Genomic DNA, 15,542 nt, shown 5'->3' on the forward strand with positions numbered 1-15,542 from the left:
GGAACAGCCCCGCATGCGCGGGGACCACGCCGGGTCCATGTACCCGCAGGACGCCGAGCGGGGAACAGCCCCGCATGCGCGGGGACCACGACGTCGCCCCGCAGCCGCGCTACCCGTTCGAGGGAACAGCCCCGCATGCGCGGGGACCACGTGGGATTCGTCCCGAAGCTCGGTGACTCGCGGGGAACAGCCCCGCATGCGCGGGGACCACAGGTGAGGGAGCTTGTTGACGATGGTTCCGCGGGGAACAGCCCCGCATGCGCGGGGACCACTTTACGTCTTTTTCGGCCTTGCTCAACGGGCCGGGAACAGCCCCGCATGCGCGGGGACCACATTCCGTGGCCTGCGGTTTTATGGAGCGGGAGACGTGTTTTTACTTACTTCTGCAGATTTGGTCATTTCGGGCAATTCTGCTGGAGTGAGGCCGTCTTGGTGGGCCGGGTGCTGGTGGGCAGCGCCCTTGCTGAGTTAATCACGCGGCCTGTCGGGTGCATCTGCGCGTGGGTTCATGAAGTGGCTTTTGTGTGAGTGCGGTTGGGTGTTCAGGGTGTGCCCGCTGCTTAGGGTGTCGGCGTGCACGGGGGAGCTGGAGGCGCGGACGAGGTTCGCGTTGTCTGGGGGCTCGGCGTGGTCGACCTGTGGCCCGCGCGAGGGGGTATGGACGGTGGTCGGGAGTGTTTGCGCAGGTCGGGGCCATTGCGCCTCGGGCCCCGGTCGTTCTGGCTGCCCGCTGCCGGGGGTTCGCGATGCTTGACGCTATCCTCGACGCGGAAGCTCCCACCCACTCGTTCGCGAGCGGCTGGCGGGCGGGTGTGGATCTGGCCTCCATGGACAACGGCGCGGGTGACCAGTACGCGATCGTGTTCGACCCGGCGGGAGTGTTCCTCTACGGGTTCGACCACGAGTGCGACGTGACGCCGTGGCGGGAAGAGCCTCGCGCGCACTGGCCCGGTCTCCTCGACGGCTTGCCGGCCTCGCTCGCGCACTACGCGACGACTCCGGAGTTCCAGTTCGACGGCTTCTTCGACGCGACGGTCTGCGTGTGGCGTGAGGCGGGTGCGCCTGCCTGGGAGTGCGGGCCGGTCGAGTTCGCGGACGACGAGTCGGACGGGGCGGGCTGGCTGTTCGGCCTGCTCACCGAAGGCAGCCCAGAGGCGTACGTGGGCTATGCGCAGGACTACTACGGGAGGCCGGTCGACCTGGACGCCGTGCGCGCGGTGCTCTCGGGCGACCCACTGGCCCGCCGGACGGTCACCGCGCTTTCTGCCACGGCGAACTTCGAGGCCCTCACCCCGCGGGCCGGCGCGCTGGGCTACCGGGTCCAGGACGAGCCCGGCCGCGGGCTGGAGGATCATGGGCGTGGCAGATCAGTCCGAGGGCCGGTCGGCGGCTGACGTGAGGTCGGCCGTGGTGGGCCGCCTGCACGAGTGGAAAGAGGACAGCATGCCTCTCAGTGGTGAGTACCAGCCGAGCCCGGACGCGTTCGTGCGGGATCAGGTCGCCCTGTACGAGAGTTCCGGGGGCACGGAGGGCACGACCCTGGAGGGGGTGCCGGTGATCGTCCTCACCAGCCTCGGGGCCAAGAGCGGCAAGGTCCGCAAGAACGCGCTCATGCGGGTGGAGCACCAGGGGACGTACGCCGTGGTGGCCTCCCAGGGGGGCGCGCCGAGCCATCCCGCCTGGTACCACAACCTGGTCGCGCACCCGCTGGTCGAGTTGCAGGACGGCGCCGTGCGCCAGGACATGACGGCCCGCGAGGCCACCGGCGAGGAGCGGGAGCTGTGGTGGCCCCGCGCGGTCGAGGTCTGGCCGGCGTACGCCGAGTACCAGACGAAGACGGACCGGGTGATCCCCGTTTTCGTCCTGGAGCCGGCGGCCCGCGCCGACTGACGCCGCTCCGATCCCGCGCTCCCGCCCGCCCCAGGGCGGGAGCCCCGCGTCGAACCGTGAGAAGTCGAACCGTGAGAGCACGGGGTCGCTCGCGTCTGCCCGTCGTCCCTCCGCGGGGGCACCGCGCCGGTCGGACGTGCGCATGCTCAGCCCGCGCGGGAGAATGGCGGGGTAGGGATACGAACAGGGACGGCTGCGGGCCGATGAGGGTGCGGTCGCCCATCGGTGAGGGGTGCCGGGTCACGCCGCGCGGGCATGGTCTCGGACGGCGTGGCCGCGTACTCCCGGAGCCCTCGAAGCCCTCGAAGCCCCTCGTGTCCGCGTACCTGGCGTGCGACGCCCACCGCGCCGATCCCGCGCCTTGTGCGGTCGGCCCGAGCGCCGCCGGCGATGCCTGGAGGTTCGTCATGAACTCACCGAGCACTCACGCTCACGGAGCGGTACGGGTCGGGGCCGGCAGGGGGCCGGCGGGTGGCGGGTCGGCGCGCACTCCGCGGCTGCGATGGCCGGTCGGCTGGGCGGCCACGTTCTTCGTCCTGACCGGCCTGCTCGCCTGGGGCGCGGCGGAAACAGACACGGGTGACACCCAGAACGTGATCGCCGTGCTGTCGACGGCCTGCTTCGTCTTGTTCTGCATGACGCTGGTCCACGTCGTACGGGTGGTGCGGAGGCGTTGACCCGGAGATGGCCCGGGGGCGCTGACCCGGAGGCGCTGACTCCGAGGCACTGATCCGGCGGAGCCGACCTATAGGCTGACGGGCTTCGAACGGGTGCCGGTCGGCCGGAAGGCCCGCGGGGGCGGACTGCCCGGCCGGGGCCAAGGACACGGTGACCGAGCTGTACCGCATGCAGGCCCCCCCGTGCCGTCCAGTTCGCGCCGCCGCGCACCGCTGGAGGAACACCTGGAGGAGCCCCCGGAGGAGCCCCCGGGGGAACAGCCGGGGGAGCAACGGCGCCGACATCCAGCCCTGTTGAGCAACTCGTCTCCATGCGGCGCGATCAGGCGGCGCACTACATGGCGCTGAAACGGTCCCTGGCGGCGACCTGCCCGCAAACCACGGTATCCGCGCCGGGGTTCAGGCCGATGGCTCCCCAGACGCTGCGATTCCGCCTGACCGATGCGGAGTTGGGGGACGAGGCGTTCGTCGAGGAGACCACGACGTGGGACGGCGGGAGCGACACCCCGTCGGCCAGGCCGGACGACGGTACGCGGACGTACACGGTCTACGCCCGCATGGGCAGCGTCGTCGTCATCTACGGAGAGTTCCCGACGGAGCAGGCGGCCGTGGCGGGTGGGGCGAAGGCGGCGGCCCGCGCGCGGACCGGGCTCGTACGTGCCGCCACCGCTGCTCCCGCTGCCGGCACTTCCGCCGCCGGCGCGTCCCCCTCCGGCCAGGCCGGTTGAGTCCTGGGCGACGGCTGGGCGGCGCGGGAGCAGGCGGCCGGGCGGCTCGGGAGCAGGCCGGGCTGGCGACCCGGGGTACCCGGAGGGGATGGCCTGGGCGACGGTGGCTTGTTCACGCGGCATTGACACCCTGCGCGGGCCGTCACCATCATGTGCGCGGCATCCCTGATCGGGTATGTCGCGAAAACCTCCTCAGCGCGCACGATCGCGCAGGCATCTCCGCCTGAGCCGCCCCCACCGGACCGTCAGGAGAGCATTCGTGCCCAACGTCAACCGTCGAAGGTTCCTCCAACTCGCCGGCGGCACCGCTGCCGCGTCCGTGCTCGGCGGCGGCATCGCCAAGGCCGCCGCGATCCAGGCCGCCGCCGGAACCGGGACGTTGCAGGACGTCGAGCACGTCGTCGTCCTCATGCAGGAGAACCGTTCGTTCGACCACTACTTCGGCACCCTGCGGGGCGTCCGCGGCTTCGGCGACCCGCGCCCGGCCACCCTGCCGAGCGGCAGCACCGTCTTCCACCAGGCGGACTCCTCCGGGCACGAGACGCTGCCCTTCCGGCCGGACGCCGACAACCTGGGCCTGCAGTTCATCCAGGACCTCGACCACAGCTGGTACGGCACCCACCAGGCGTGGAACGGCGGCAACTACGACGACTGGATTCCCGCCAAGGGCACCACCACGATGGCGTACCTCACCCGCGAGGACATCCCCTTCCACTACGCCCTCGCCGACGCGTTCACCGTCTGCGACGCGTACCACTGCTCGATGCTCAGCTCCACGGACCCCAACCGCTACTACATGTACACCGGTTACGCGGGCAACGACGGCAGCGGCGGCGGCCCGGTGCTGGGCAACGAGGAGGCCGGCTACGGCTGGACCACCTTCCCGGAGATCCTGGAGAACGCGGGCGTGTCGTGGAAGGTCTACCAGGACACCGGCACCGGCCTGGACAGCGGCGGCGGTTGGGGCTGGACCAGCGACGCCTTCATCGGCAACTACGGCGACAACTCGCTGCTCTACTTCGACCAGTACCGCAACGCCGTGGCCGGCGACCCGCTCTACGACAAGGCCCGCACCGGCACCGATGCCAACGGCGGGGACGGCTACTTCGACCAGCTCAAGGCGGACGTGCTGGCCGGGCGGCTGCCGCAGGTCTCCTGGATCGCCGCCCCCGAGGCGTTCTGCGAGCACCCCAACTGGCCCGCGAACTACGGCGCCTGGTACGTCTCCCAGGTACTCGACGCGCTCACCGCCGACCCCGACGTGTGGAGCCGTACCGCCGTCTTCCTCACCTACGACGAGAACGACGGCTTCTTCGACCACGTGGTCCCGCCCTTCCCGCCCGCCTCCGCCGCCCGCGGCCTGTCCACCGCCGACGTCACCCAGGACCTGTACACCGGCGGCGTGTCCGGGTACGCCGCCGGGCCGTACGGACTCGGGCCGCGGGTACCGATGCTGGTCCTCTCGCCCTGGAGTACCGGCGGTTGGGTCTGCTCCCAGACCTTCGACCACACCTCGATCGTGCAGTTCATCGAGAAGCGGTTCGGCGTGCACAACCCCAACGTCTCGCCCTGGCGCCGCGCGGTCTGCGGCGACCTCACCGCCGCCTTCGACTTCACCCGCAGCGACTCCGCCGCGCCCACGCTCCCCGGCACCGGCGGCTACGCCCCGCCGAACCACGACAACCCCGGTGACTACGTCCCGACCCCGCCGTCCACCGGTACGGTGCCGGCGCAGGAGGCCGGCCTGCGCAACGCCCGCGCGCTGCCGTACGACCTGGCCGCGGACACCGAACCGGTCGACGGGCGGATGCAGTTCACCTTCGGCAACTTCGGCGCGGCGGGTGCGGCCTTCCTCGTCACCTCCGCGGTGCGCTCGGACGGCCCCTGGCCGTACACGGTCGAGGCGGGCAAGACCCTCACCGACACCTGGGCGATGCCCGGCGCCTCCTCGCCGTACGACTTCTCGGTCCACGGGCCGAACGGCTTCCTGCGCCGGATGGCCGGCACGGCGGGCTCGGTCGGCCCCGAGGTGACCGCCCGGAACGACGCCTCCGCCGGCCAGGTCACCCTGGTCTTCAGCAACCCCGGCACCGACCCGGTCACGTTCACCGCGACCGACGCGTACGCGCCCGACGACCACTACACGTACACCGTCGCGGCGGGCGGCTCGCACAGCGTCCCGGGCTGGGGCGTGGCCGCCGGCAACCACTGGTACGACGTCACGGTCACCTCCGGCGCCGACGCCGCGTACGTGCGGCGCTTCGCCGGACACGTGGAGACCGGCGCCGCGAGCACCAGCGACCCGGCCACCGTGACGGCCTGACCGCTCACCTTCTGCCCACCCGTCCGCCGGCCGGGCCCGTCCACCCTGGGTAGGGGGCGGGCGGGCCGGCGGGTGCGGGTACTCATCGGGGGTTGAGTAGCTGAGCCGATGAGGGATGATCTCCGGCCGGGCAGGCTGTTCCCATCGACCATAGGGAGCGGATGATGATGACGACGAAGGACAGCCGGAGCCGGAGCGGCGCGGTCAGGGCAGCGGGGCGGCGCGGGATACGGGCGTCGATGGTCGGGGCGGTGCTGGTGGGCGCCGCGGTCGTGGCGGTGAGTACGGCGTGCGGCGTGGACCTGCGGGATCGCGAGTGCACGTCGAACGAGTATCCGGTCCAGGCGGTCGGGCCGGAGGGCGGCGGCCAGTGCGTCACCAAGGGCAAGGAGCCGCCGGCGGGCACCGTCCGCTACCCGAAGGGGCAGGTGCCGAAGCGCGTCGGCGACAAGTGGGACCTGTACTGGCAGGACCACGGACTCGACGCGAACGGCAAGCTGATCAAGAAGTGACGCCGGGGTCCGCGCCGCGGGGGGTGGCAAGGATCGCACGGCCGCGGTCCGGGGTGATCAGCTGGGCCAGGACGGGGTCGGCGAGCAGGGATATCGGGGCGATGTGGTCCTCGCTCAGCGGGCGCCACAGGGCCAGTGCCGCCCGGAGTTCGGGCCACGCCTCCTCGCACAGGGCCTCGCGGGCCGCTCGGACCTGGGCGGGGCTGGACAGCGGGCCCGGTTCGGGGGTCGGGCCGCCGCGCGTCGCGTAGAGGGTGACGACGATCGGGCCCCTGTCCACCGGCTGCTCGTCGGGGGTGCGGAAGGCGGGGTGTGCGGCGAGGCGGTCGGCGACGGCGTGCACCGCGGCGTCGAACTCGGCCCCGCCGAAGGTGAGTCGGAAGCCCGGCTCGGCGGCTCGGGCTTCGTGGTCGCGGATGAGCGCGCGCACCGGTTCCGACGCCTGCTCCTTGAGGCGTGGCAGGGGCCGCAGGTCGTGCGGGTGGGCGAGCTGGTCGTGCCGGACCAGCAACGGCAGCAACTCCGTGGCGAACAGCGGGCCGAGCAGGAGGTCGTCGCCGCCGGGGACGTGCCACAGCAGGTTCGCGATGACGCCGCGCCAGTCGCCGAGCAGCGCCGTCATCTGCGCGCTCAGCACATCGGCGCGCTCGCTGCCGTACTCGTGCGCCTTGGCGAACAGGGCGAGCGGCTCGTCCACCGCGCCGGCCAGCGCCTGACGACGGGCCTGTTCGACCTGCGCGTCCCAGTGGTCGCGCGTGGCGCCGGGCGGCTTGCGCAGGGCGTGGAAGGACACCCACTGCCGGCGCATGAGGTCGTGGAACGAGTCGTACCGCTCAGGACCCATGCCGGACCAGGACGCGAGCCAGTACGCCGCCCACTCGCCGTCCTCGTCCACGTCGTCCGGGTCGAGCAGCATGACGGCGGCGTCGCCGTCGAGGGACAGCCGCAGCGAACGCGCGAGGACCTTCGCCTCCGCGACCTCGAACGGCTCCTCCTCGTCTTCCTCCTCGTCCTCGTCCTCTTCGTCGTCCTCGTTGTCCTCGGCGCTGTCGGCCGCGAGGTCCTCGTACACCTCGATCCAGGTGCGGTCGTCGGTGTCCCGCAGCCACGCCAGCTCCTCGGTGCCCGCCAGCCGGTAGATGAAGTCGCCGGCGTCACGCCACCCGTTGGTGACGAGCAGGAACTCCCGCAGCGAGGGCGGCAGCCGGCGTCCCAGCCGGGCCTCGGCGGCCGCCACCTCGGCCTCGCCCGCCGGCGCGAAGCCGAGCCAGGTGTCCCGGACGACCTCCTCCGCGAGCGGCAGGTGCTGCTCCGGGTCGTGCGCCGCGACCCACTCCGCGCTCCACTGCTCCAGGAACGGCCGCCACTGCGTACGCTCGCCCATCGCCCCCACCGTTCCTCACCCGTTGTCGTCTGATGCCACCTCACCACAGGGGTACGACAACGGGCGTGGCGGGTCGGCGCGGGCGGGCCGCGTTGTCGTAGGTGCGTGCTACGCATGGGGTCATGGACGTGGAGAACGCATCGCGGGAGGAATTGGACGCGCTTCGGGCGGCGTTCGAAGTCGACGACGGGGGAGCGTCGGCGCTCGGGTGGGAGGGGGTGCGGGCGTTCGAGGCGGAGTGCGGGGTGGTGCTGCCGGAGCCGTACCGGACGTTCGTCGCCGAGGTGGCGGACGGTTCGTCGCTCGGGCCACCGGAGTTCGGGCTGGTGAGCCTCGGCGGTGCGGGCGGCGACGACGGGCGGAGCGGGCAGAACGGTCGGAACGGGCAGAACGGGCGGCGGGAAAGGGAGTTGGGGCGGCCGTTTCCGCTGACGGACGCGTGGGTGTGGGAGGACGATCCGCGGCCCGTGGCGGAGATCGACCCCGTCCTTGAGCGGGTGTTCGACGACGGTTCCGTCGTGCTGGGGACGGACGGGTGCGGCATGTACTGGCACCTGGTGGTCTCGGGGCCGCAGCGGGGACACGTGTGGCTGATCACCGGTGAGGGCGCGGTGCCCTTCGGCGCGGAGTTCGGACACACCGGCGGTGACGCGGGTTTCGCGGGGTGGGTACGGCACTGGGCCGCGGACCGGCCCTGGTTCGACGAGGGTTGAGGGGGCGGGCGGGCCGCTGCCGGGCGGTGGATCGCCCCCGGACAGGGCCTAGGTTGGGGGGTGCACGCGGCCACGCGCGGTGCCGCGGTGGAGGAGGAGCCCCGGTGGTGGACGGATCGATGCCGTACGGCTGCGAGTTGGCGCGGCTGACGGTGGTGCGGCACGGGGAGAGCGCGGCGAACGAGCTGTTCGCGCGGGCCGTGGAGACCGGGGACGCGGACCTGCGGGTGGCGGAGCCCACCGACGCGCAGGTGCCGTTGTCGGCGACCGGGGTGCGGCAGGCGGAGGCGCTCGGGCGGTGGCTGGCCGGGCTGGGAGCGCGGGAGCGGCCGCAGTCGGTGATCTGCTCGCCGTACGCGCGGGCGGTGCGGACGTGGGAGGTGATGGCGTCGGTCGCGGGCGCGGCGGGGGCGTCGTACGGGCCCGCGCTCGTGGACGAGCGGCTGCGGGACCGGGAGATGGGCGTGCTGGAACTGATGACGCCGCCGGCGGTACGCGCGTACGCCCCCGCGGAGGCGGATCGGCGCGAGCGGGTGGGCGAGTGGTTCTACCGGCCGCCGGGCGGCGAGTCGTTGGCGGATGTGGCGTTGCGGGTCAGGGACTTCCTGACGGAGTTGGGGCCCGCGGCGGCCGGACGGCGGGTGCTGCTCGTGGCGCACGACGCGGTGGTGCCGGCGGTCGGCCGCGTGCTCGCGGGGATCGGTGGGGCGCGGGCCGCGACGATGCCGGCGCAGGTGCCGAACGCGTCGCTGAGCTGGTGGGTGCGCGACGGCGTGGGGATGCGGCCGGTGGTGATCGGCGGGACGCCGCACCTCGACGGCTGATCCCGGCGCGGGGTGGTGCGAGCCCGTACCGAGTGCGTCAAGTGCTGCGGAAAAGGGCGGAAGACGGGTTTATCGACAGATCGTCACGCGTGCGAGGGAAACGGATCATGGTGGGGCATTACGGGCGATCGGGTGGGCAAGTTTGCTGATGGCGACGCCGAACAAGCCGGCGGAGCGGTCGGCCGGCCGCTCCCCGAACCTCAGAGAGTCTGTCCCCTGGGAGGGAACACCATGGCAAGCATCCGTACCGTTCGTGTCCTGGCCGCCGTCGCGGCACTGCCCCTTGCGGGAGTGCTGTTCGCCGGCACCGCCGCGGCCGACAACGGTTCAATTGCGGGTGGCCACTCGAACGCGACGGTGGTGAGCAACTCCGGTGGCAACGTGGGCGGCGGCAACTTCGGGAACGTGACGACGACTCAGCAGGCCGCCACAGGAGCCGGCGCCTCGAACGTGAACAACACGGCCAACGTGGCGGGTTCGGCCTTCACGTCCGTCGACCAGAACACGGTGGGCATCCACTTCTCGCCGCTGTGGTGAGCTGCGGACCGGGTGCGCCTGCCGCACCCGTCCGCTGAGGAGGGGCCTGGTCACACGGGACGCGCGGCGGCGCGAGAGTGCCGTCGCGCGTCCCGGACCCTCGGGGAGGGCGGCGACGAGGGCGGGGTGGGGCCATGGGCGCGGCGGACGTGGGGAGCGGTGGGCGGTCACGGTGCGCGGGACGGGCACGACGCGGAGGGGTGAGGAGGAGGTTGGCGAGTGGGGTGAGCTGATGTGAGGTGACGCGAGGTGATGGGGTGGGGCGGTGAGGTGACGTACGGCGGGCGCGGAATCGGGGTCGGCGGTGAGGTGGCGCTGTGCCGGGTCGGGCGGTGGGCGATGAGAGGGGGATCGCCCACGTGGTGGCCTGCTGGTGCGCTGCGGGGGATGCCGGCCCGGGAGGGGCCGCGGGGAGGGCTCGTGGCGGCGTGGCCGAGGGCGGTGCGGCGCTCGCGGTCGAGTGGAGAGGGCGGATAAGGCGGAGGGAGTGGAGGGGCGGTGCTCGCGTGGGGGTGCGAGGGGCGACAACTTGTCCACAGCCTGTGGACAAATATCGGCCGGGGCTGGTTCTCCGGGCCACCGTCGGGTCACTGCCGGGCCCGGGCTCGCTGGTCCGCGCCGACCCGTCTCACTCCGCACGGCCCCGCATCGCCGCCCGCTCTACCCCCGTACAGGGGCGGCAGGGGCGGACGGGCGGGCGGCTTTCGTGGCCTCCCGGCGTGTCTGCGCGGTGCGGCGGCGTGATCATCGTTGACTCAACGAATGACCGAAACCAGTGCTTTTATCCGTTATTTCCTTGCGGGTGCCCTCGCGCTGACCGGGCTGCTGCTCCCGGCGGTGCCCGCGGACGCCGCCATTCCGTCCGACGCTCAGCACAACTTCAGCGGGCAGGCGTTCGACACCTGCCAGGCCCCCGACCTCGCCACCATGGACGCGTGGATCGCCCACTCCGACTACCGGGCGGCGGGGATCTACTTCGGCGGCCGGGCCAGGGCCTGCAAGTCGCAGACCCATCTGACCCCGGACTGGGTCCGGCAGACCACCAAGGCCGGATGGAGCCTGCTGCCGATCTACGTCGGCTCGCAGAGCCCGTGCGTGACGGGCTCCAACAAGAACCCTTACCGGATCGACACCAAGCAGCCCACGTCCCAGGGCACGAGCGAGGCCGCCGACGCGGTGCAGCAGGCGGACGCCCTCGGGCTGGACCCGGGCAGCGCGCTCTACCTCGACATGGAGGCGTACGACATCGGGGACGCTTCGTGCGCGACGGCCACGTTGAAGTACATCCAGGCATGGGACAAGGGCGTGGCGGCGGCCGGATACGTCTCCGGGTTCTACAGCAGCGCCGACTCCGGCATCAAGCACATGGCGAAGTCACGGCTGGCGGGCGTGTCCGACCTGCCGCAGGTGCTCTGGTACGCCCGCTGGGGGGTGACCCCGACGCTGACCGACGAGCCGTCGCTCGGGTCCGACGCGTGGACCCCGCACGCGCGTATCCACCAGTACCACGGCGCCGTCTCCGAGTCGCACGGCGGGAAGAAGCTGAGCATCGACCGCGACCTGGTGGACGCCCCGGTCGCCGTCGTCGGCTGAGCCGTAGCGGACCGCCACCCGCGTGCCGGCCGGGCGTACACGCCCGACGTACCAGCCCCGCGTCCCGGCCCGACCCCTACTCCCGCGAGCCGATCCCCTGCGGGACGGCCACCGCCGGCTCCACCCCCGGGGGGTGGGGACAGCCCCCGGCCTACGACCTGAGGGTGATTCCGTGTCGGCACCTGCGGCCGATCCGCCGACCGTGCCCCGGCTCCTACCTTTGAACCATGACCACGCCAGTGTGCACCAGCGCCAATACGACGCAGTTCACGGCCTACGTCCGGAGCAAGGGCCCGACGCTGCTGCGCACCGCGCGCTCCTTGACCCCCAACCCCTCCGACGCGGAAGACCTGCTGCAGACGGCCCTGACCAAGACCTACCTCGCCTGGGACCGGATCGACGACCACCGCGCGGTCGACGGCTACGTCCGCCGTACCCTCGTCAACACCCGCACGTCGCAGTGGCGCAAGCGCCGGGTGGACGAGTTCAGCACCGACGAACTGCCGGAGCCGGCCACCATCGGGCCCGACCTCATCGAGCAGCAGGCCCAGCGCGACGCGCTGCTGCGGGCGATAGCGCGGCTCCCGCCGCGGCAGCGCGCCATGGTGGTGCTGCGCTACTACGAGGACATGAGCGAGGTGCAGACCGCGGAGGCGCTCGGCGTCTCGGTCGGCACCGTCAAGAGCGCGGTCTCCCGCGCCCTCGGCAAGCTCCGGGACGACGCAGAGCTGGAGCTGTCCGTCGCCTGACCGCACCCGGCGACGGACCGGCGGAATCCCCGCGGGGTAGTGACATACCTAGCGGTATGGACGCAGAATCGCGGGCACACCCCTCGTAGTCGCCCGGAGGCCCGCGTGCTCAGCACTATGCAGGACGTTCCGCTGACCGTCACCCGCATCCTCGTGCACGGCACGCTGGTGCACGGCCGGTCCACGATCACCACCTGGACCGGCGGGGACCAGCCGCAGCGCCGCACGTTCCGGGAGACCGGCGTCCGTGCCGTCCAGCTCGCGGGCGCCCTGCGCGACGAACTCGGCGTCGGCCGCGGCGACCGGGTCGCGACCCTCATGTGGAACAACGCCGAGCACATGGAGGCGTACCTCGCGATCCCCTCCATGGGTGCGGTGCTGCACACCCTCAACCTGCGGCTGCCCGCCGGCCAGCTGAGCTGGATCGTCAACCACGCCGCCGACCGGGTGATCCTCGTCAACGGCACCCTGCTGCCGCTGCTCGCCCCGCTGCTGCCGGCCCTGGAGAGCGTCGAGCACCTGGTCGTCGTCGGCCCCGGCGACCGGTCGCCGCTGGACGGCGTCCGCCCGGCCGTGCACGACTACGAGGAGCTGCTCGCCGGCCGCCCGGCCAGGTACGACTGGCCGGAGCTGGACGAACGCGAGGCCGCGGCCATGTGCTACACCTCCGGGACCACCGGCGACCCCAAGGGCGTGGTCTTCTCCCACCGCTCGGTCTACCTGCACTCCCTCCAGGTCATCTCCGCCGAGTCGATGGGCCTGACCAACCGCGACACCTCGCTGCCGGTCGTGCCGATGTTCCACGTCAACGCCTGGGGCCTGCCGCACGCCGCCTTCATGTCGGGGATCAACCTGCTGATGCCGGACCGCTTCCTCCAGCCCGGCCCGCTCGCCGAGATGATCGAGAGCGAGCGGCCCACCCACGCCGCCGCCGTCCCGACCATCTGGCAGGGCCTGCTCGGCGAGCTGACCGCCAAACCGCGCGACGTCGGTTCGCTCAAGCAGGTCACCATCGGCGGCTCGGCCTGCCCGCCCGCGCTGATGAAGGCGTTCGACGAGCAGCTGGGGGTGCGGCTGGTCCAGGCGTGGGGCATGACCGAGACGTCCCCGCTGGGCACCATCGCCCACCCGCCGGGCGGCCTCACCCCGGAGGAGGAGTGGGAGTACCGCATCACGCAGGGCCGCTTCCCCGCCTCCGTCGAGGCGCGGCTGATCGGCCCGGACGGCTCGCAGATGCCGTGGGACGGGCAGTCCGCGGGCGAGCTGGAGGTGCGCGGCCCGTGGATCGCCGCCGCGTACTACGGCGGCGCCGGCGAGGAACCGCTGCGGCCGGAGGACAAGTTCAGCCCGGACGGCTGGCTGCGCACCGGCGACGTCGGGGTGATCTCCGACGACGGCTTCCTCACCCTCACCGACCGCGCGAAGGACGTCATCAAGTCCGGCGGCGAGTGGATCTCCTCGGTCGACCTGGAGAACCACCTCATGGCGCACCCCGACATCGCCGAGGCGGCCGTGGTCGCCGTCCCCGACGAACGCTGGGGCGAGCGCCCGCTCGCCACCGTCGTGCTGCGCGAGGGCGCCACCGTCGACTACACCGAGCTGCGCGACTTCCTCGCCGAACGGATCGCCCACTGGCAGGTGCCCGAGCGCTGGGCGATCGTGCCGACCGTGCCGAAGACGAGCGTCGGCAAGTTCGACAAGAAGGTGATCCGGAAGTCCTACGCGGACGGCGAGTTGGACGTCACCCGCCTCTAGCGCCGGCCGCGACGAGCGGGACCGCACCGGCCGAACGGTACGGACCCGCGCCGCGGTTGCGGTGCCGCGCCGACCAATGACGGTGCCGCGCCGCGGTTGCGGTACCGCGCCGCGATTACGGTCCCGCGCCGTCGTCACGCACCCGCGCTCACCCTTTCGCCTCCGCCCCGATCCGCGGGAACAGCGGGCGGGCCGGGGGCAGCACCCCGTCAACCGGGGTGACCTGCGCGGCGATCCGGGCCGCCGCCCCCGGCAGGAACGGCTCGACCGCCACCGCCAGGGCCACGCACCCGCGGTGCAGCGCGGCCAGGACCGCGTCGAGCCGTGCGCCCGCCGCCGGGTCACCGCCGCGCTCGGCCTTCGCCGACTCCCAGGGACGGGTGGCCTCCACCGCGCGGTTCGCCTCCTCCACGATCGACCTCACCGCCGCGCCGGCCCGACGGAAGTCGAACGCCTCCAGCGCCGCGTCGATCCGCCCGGGCGCCGCCTCGCACGCGGCGGCCAACTCCTCCGCGCCGGGGGGCTGTTCGTCCGACTCCGGCACCCGGCCGCCACGGTAGGAGTGCACCATGGTGACGATCCGGTTCACCACGTTGCCCAGACCGCCCGCGAGGTCGGCGTCCGCGCGGGCCACCAGACGTTCCCGGGTGTAGTCCGCGTCCCCGATCCGGGGCACGTCGAGCAGCAGCCACCAGCGCACCGCGTCAGTGCCGACCTCCGCCGCCAGTTCCGCCGGGTCCACCGCGGTCCCCGCCGACTTGCTGATCTTGCGGCCGTCGACGGTCAGATAATCGTGCACCAGGACGTCCGTCGGCAGCGGCAGCCCGGCCGACAGCAGCATCGCGGGCCAGTACACGGCGTGGAAGCGCAGCACGCCCTTCCCCACGAGGTGCACCCGCCGCCCGTCGCCCGAGCCCGTACCTGTTTCCGCCCCCGCGGCCGTACCCCCGGCCGCCTCCGCGCCCCACCACCGTTCGAAGTCCGTTGCCCCGCTGCCGTATCCGAGGCTCGTGACGTAGTTGCCGAGGGCGTCCCACCAGACGTAGACGACCTGGTCGGGGTCGCCGGGCACCGGGATGCCCCAGCCGCGGGCGCGGCGCTGCGAGCGGGAGACGGAGAAGTCGTGCAGCCCGGAGTCGATCAGGGCCAGCACCTCGTTGCGGCGCGCGGCGGGCTCGATCCGCAGGGTGCCGTCGGTGATCAGCGCGCGCAGCCGGTCGCCGTAGCGGGAGAGCCGGAAGAACCAGTTCTCCTCGGCGACGAGGTGCGGCCTGGTCAGGTGCTCGGGGCACAGGCCGTCCGCGGTGAGCTCGTCCGGTGTGTAGAACTGCTCGCAGCCGACGCAGTACAGCCCTTCGTAGTGCTTGCGGTACAGGTCGCCGGTCGCGGCGACCCGCTCCCACAGCCGCTCGACGCCGACCCGGTGCCGGGGGTCGCTGCTGGTGCGGATGAAGTCGTCGAAGGAGAGCGCGAGGGGCTCGCGCAGGTCGGCGAAGGCGGTCGCGTTGCGGTCCACCAGCTCCTGCACGGGGACGCCCTCGGCCTCGGCGGCGAGCACGTTCTTCAGCGAGTTGTCGTCGGTGCCGGTCAGGAAGCGGACGTCCCGGCCGGCCTGGCGGGCCCGCCGGGCCAGCACGTCGGCCTGCACCAGCTCCAGCGCGAAGCCGAGGTGCGGACGGGAATTGACGTAAGGGATCGTGGTCGTGACGTAGAAGCGCGACATCGGAACCTCCTGCGATCAGGGCGGCGGGGCTCCGACCCGCGACACGCGAACGAGGCCCCGACTCGGGGCCTCGGATGCGTCACACGTTCGCGTCAGCGGCCCCTGCGGGGCATCATCGCGAAGGCGTGTGCGGT

At 72.6% G+C, this 15,542-nt stretch carries 14 protein-coding genes and 1 CRISPR repeat array (1 of these 15 cut by a window edge); of the genes, 12 read left to right on the forward strand and 2 right to left on the reverse strand.

Features of this window, described 5'->3' with window-relative positions:
- Positions 1-333: direct repeats of the CRISPR family, unit length 29 nt; unit sequence GGGAACAGCCCCGCATGCGCGGGGACCAC; it begins 977 nt to the left of the window's first position.
- Between the two features lie 413 nt (positions 334-746).
- From ACIPAE_RS09810 to ACIPAE_RS09835, 6 genes are all read left to right on the forward strand, one after another.
- Complete coding sequence (locus ACIPAE_RS09810) at positions 747-1,394, forward strand: hypothetical protein (RefSeq protein ID WP_402444111.1); 648 nt, start codon at positions 747-749, stop codon at positions 1,392-1,394.
- 49 nt (positions 1,395-1,443) lie between these two features.
- The gene (locus ACIPAE_RS09815; protein ID WP_329367170.1) at positions 1,444-1,890 is read left to right on the forward strand and encodes a nitroreductase family deazaflavin-dependent oxidoreductase; all 447 of its coding nucleotides are present in this window, start codon (positions 1,444-1,446) and stop codon (positions 1,888-1,890) included.
- A 407-nt stretch (positions 1,891-2,297) separates the two neighbouring features.
- Positions 2,298-2,567 (forward strand): hypothetical protein, encoded by a 270-nt coding sequence (locus ACIPAE_RS09820; protein WP_329367173.1) that lies wholly within the window; start codon positions 2,298-2,300, stop codon positions 2,565-2,567.
- A 407-nt stretch (positions 2,568-2,974) separates the two neighbouring features.
- Positions 2,975-3,295 carry a hypothetical protein gene (locus ACIPAE_RS09825; protein WP_402444114.1) on the forward strand — a complete coding sequence of 107 codons (321 nt, stop codon included), beginning with the start codon at positions 2,975-2,977 and terminating at the stop codon, positions 3,293-3,295.
- Positions 3,296-3,554: 259 nt separating this feature from the next.
- Positions 3,555-5,618, forward strand: a complete 2,064-nt coding sequence (locus tag ACIPAE_RS09830; RefSeq protein ID WP_402444116.1) for a phosphocholine-specific phospholipase C — start codon at positions 3,555-3,557, stop codon at positions 5,616-5,618.
- A gap of 161 nt (positions 5,619-5,779) precedes the next feature.
- Positions 5,780-6,130 carry an SCO0607 family lipoprotein gene (locus ACIPAE_RS09835; protein ID WP_402444118.1) on the forward strand — a complete coding sequence of 117 codons (351 nt, stop codon included), beginning with the start codon at positions 5,780-5,782 and terminating at the stop codon, positions 6,128-6,130.
- Here the strand turns inward: ACIPAE_RS09835 and ACIPAE_RS09840 are convergent.
- Positions 6,120-7,514, reverse strand: coding sequence for an SMI1/KNR4 family protein (locus tag ACIPAE_RS09840; protein WP_402444120.1), 1,395 nt, complete (start codon positions 7,512-7,514; stop codon positions 6,120-6,122). The two genes, ACIPAE_RS09835 and ACIPAE_RS09840, sit on opposite strands and share 11 nt — an antisense overlap.
- 122 nt (positions 7,515-7,636) lie before the next feature.
- Here ACIPAE_RS09840 and ACIPAE_RS09845 point away from each other — a divergent pair, with 122 nt between their 5' ends.
- From ACIPAE_RS09845 to ACIPAE_RS09870, 6 genes are all read left to right on the forward strand, one after another.
- Entirely contained in the window at positions 7,637-8,227 is a 591-nt protein-coding gene (locus tag ACIPAE_RS09845) for an SMI1/KNR4 family protein (RefSeq protein ID WP_329367180.1), read from the forward strand.
- Positions 8,228-8,346: 119 nt separating this feature from the next.
- The gene (locus ACIPAE_RS09850; protein ID WP_402444491.1) at positions 8,347-9,051 is read left to right on the forward strand and encodes a histidine phosphatase family protein; all 705 of its coding nucleotides are present in this window, start codon (positions 8,347-8,349) and stop codon (positions 9,049-9,051) included.
- Between the two features lie 231 nt (positions 9,052-9,282).
- Positions 9,283-9,588 carry a hypothetical protein gene (locus ACIPAE_RS09855; protein WP_329367181.1) on the forward strand — a complete coding sequence of 102 codons (306 nt, stop codon included), beginning with the start codon at positions 9,283-9,285 and terminating at the stop codon, positions 9,586-9,588.
- 762 nt (positions 9,589-10,350) lie between these two features.
- Positions 10,351-11,181 (forward strand): glycoside hydrolase domain-containing protein, encoded by an 831-nt coding sequence (locus ACIPAE_RS09860; RefSeq protein WP_402444123.1) that lies wholly within the window; start codon positions 10,351-10,353, stop codon positions 11,179-11,181.
- A 227-nt stretch (positions 11,182-11,408) separates the two neighbouring features.
- A complete protein-coding gene (locus tag ACIPAE_RS09865) occupies positions 11,409-11,930 on the forward strand; it encodes a SigE family RNA polymerase sigma factor (protein WP_328466419.1) in 522 nt (173 codons plus the stop codon).
- 105 nt (positions 11,931-12,035) lie between these two features.
- On the forward strand, positions 12,036-13,685 hold the full coding sequence (locus ACIPAE_RS09870) for a long-chain fatty acid--CoA ligase (RefSeq protein WP_402444125.1): 1,650 nt from the start codon (positions 12,036-12,038) through the stop codon (positions 13,683-13,685).
- Between the two features lie 148 nt (positions 13,686-13,833).
- Here the strand turns inward: ACIPAE_RS09870 and metG are convergent, their stop codons facing one another.
- On the reverse strand, positions 13,834-15,408 hold the full coding sequence (metG, locus tag ACIPAE_RS09875; RefSeq protein WP_402444126.1) for a methionine--tRNA ligase: 1,575 nt from the start codon (positions 15,406-15,408) through the stop codon (positions 13,834-13,836).
- Positions 15,409-15,542 lie beyond the last annotated feature (134 nt).

Origin of the sequence: Streptomyces sp. NPDC087270, from assembly GCF_044744625.1 — a bacterium.
Classification (GTDB): Bacteria; Actinomycetota; Actinomycetes; order Streptomycetales; family Streptomycetaceae; genus Actinacidiphila.

Bases quoted from the DNA above. Each gene is read 5' to 3' on its own strand.
- ACIPAE_RS09855 (WP_329367181.1), top strand. From the start codon at position 9,283: ATGGCAAGCATCCGTACCGTTCGTGTCCTGGCCGCCGTCGCGGCACTG.
- metG (WP_402444126.1), bottom strand. From the start codon at position 15,408: ATGTCGCGCTTCTACGTCACGACCACGATCCCTTACGTCAATTCCCGT.
- ACIPAE_RS09825 (WP_402444114.1), top strand. From the start codon at position 2,975: ATGGCTCCCCAGACGCTGCGATTCCGCCTGACCGATGCGGAGTTGGGG.
- ACIPAE_RS09850 (WP_402444491.1), top strand. From the start codon at position 8,347: ATGCCGTACGGCTGCGAGTTGGCGCGGCTGACGGTGGTGCGGCACGGG.
- ACIPAE_RS09860 (WP_402444123.1), top strand. From the start codon at position 10,351: ATGACCGAAACCAGTGCTTTTATCCGTTATTTCCTTGCGGGTGCCCTC.
- ACIPAE_RS09820 (WP_329367173.1), top strand. From the start codon at position 2,298: ATGAACTCACCGAGCACTCACGCTCACGGAGCGGTACGGGTCGGGGCC.
- ACIPAE_RS09815 (WP_329367170.1), top strand. From the start codon at position 1,444: ATGCCTCTCAGTGGTGAGTACCAGCCGAGCCCGGACGCGTTCGTGCGG.
- ACIPAE_RS09835 (WP_402444118.1), top strand. From the start codon at position 5,780: ATGATGATGACGACGAAGGACAGCCGGAGCCGGAGCGGCGCGGTCAGG.
- ACIPAE_RS09845 (WP_329367180.1), top strand. From the start codon at position 7,637: ATGGACGTGGAGAACGCATCGCGGGAGGAATTGGACGCGCTTCGGGCG.
- ACIPAE_RS09810 (WP_402444111.1), top strand. From the start codon at position 747: ATGCTTGACGCTATCCTCGACGCGGAAGCTCCCACCCACTCGTTCGCG.
- ACIPAE_RS09840 (WP_402444120.1), bottom strand. From the start codon at position 7,514: ATGGGCGAGCGTACGCAGTGGCGGCCGTTCCTGGAGCAGTGGAGCGCG.
- ACIPAE_RS09865 (WP_328466419.1), top strand. From the start codon at position 11,409: ATGACCACGCCAGTGTGCACCAGCGCCAATACGACGCAGTTCACGGCC.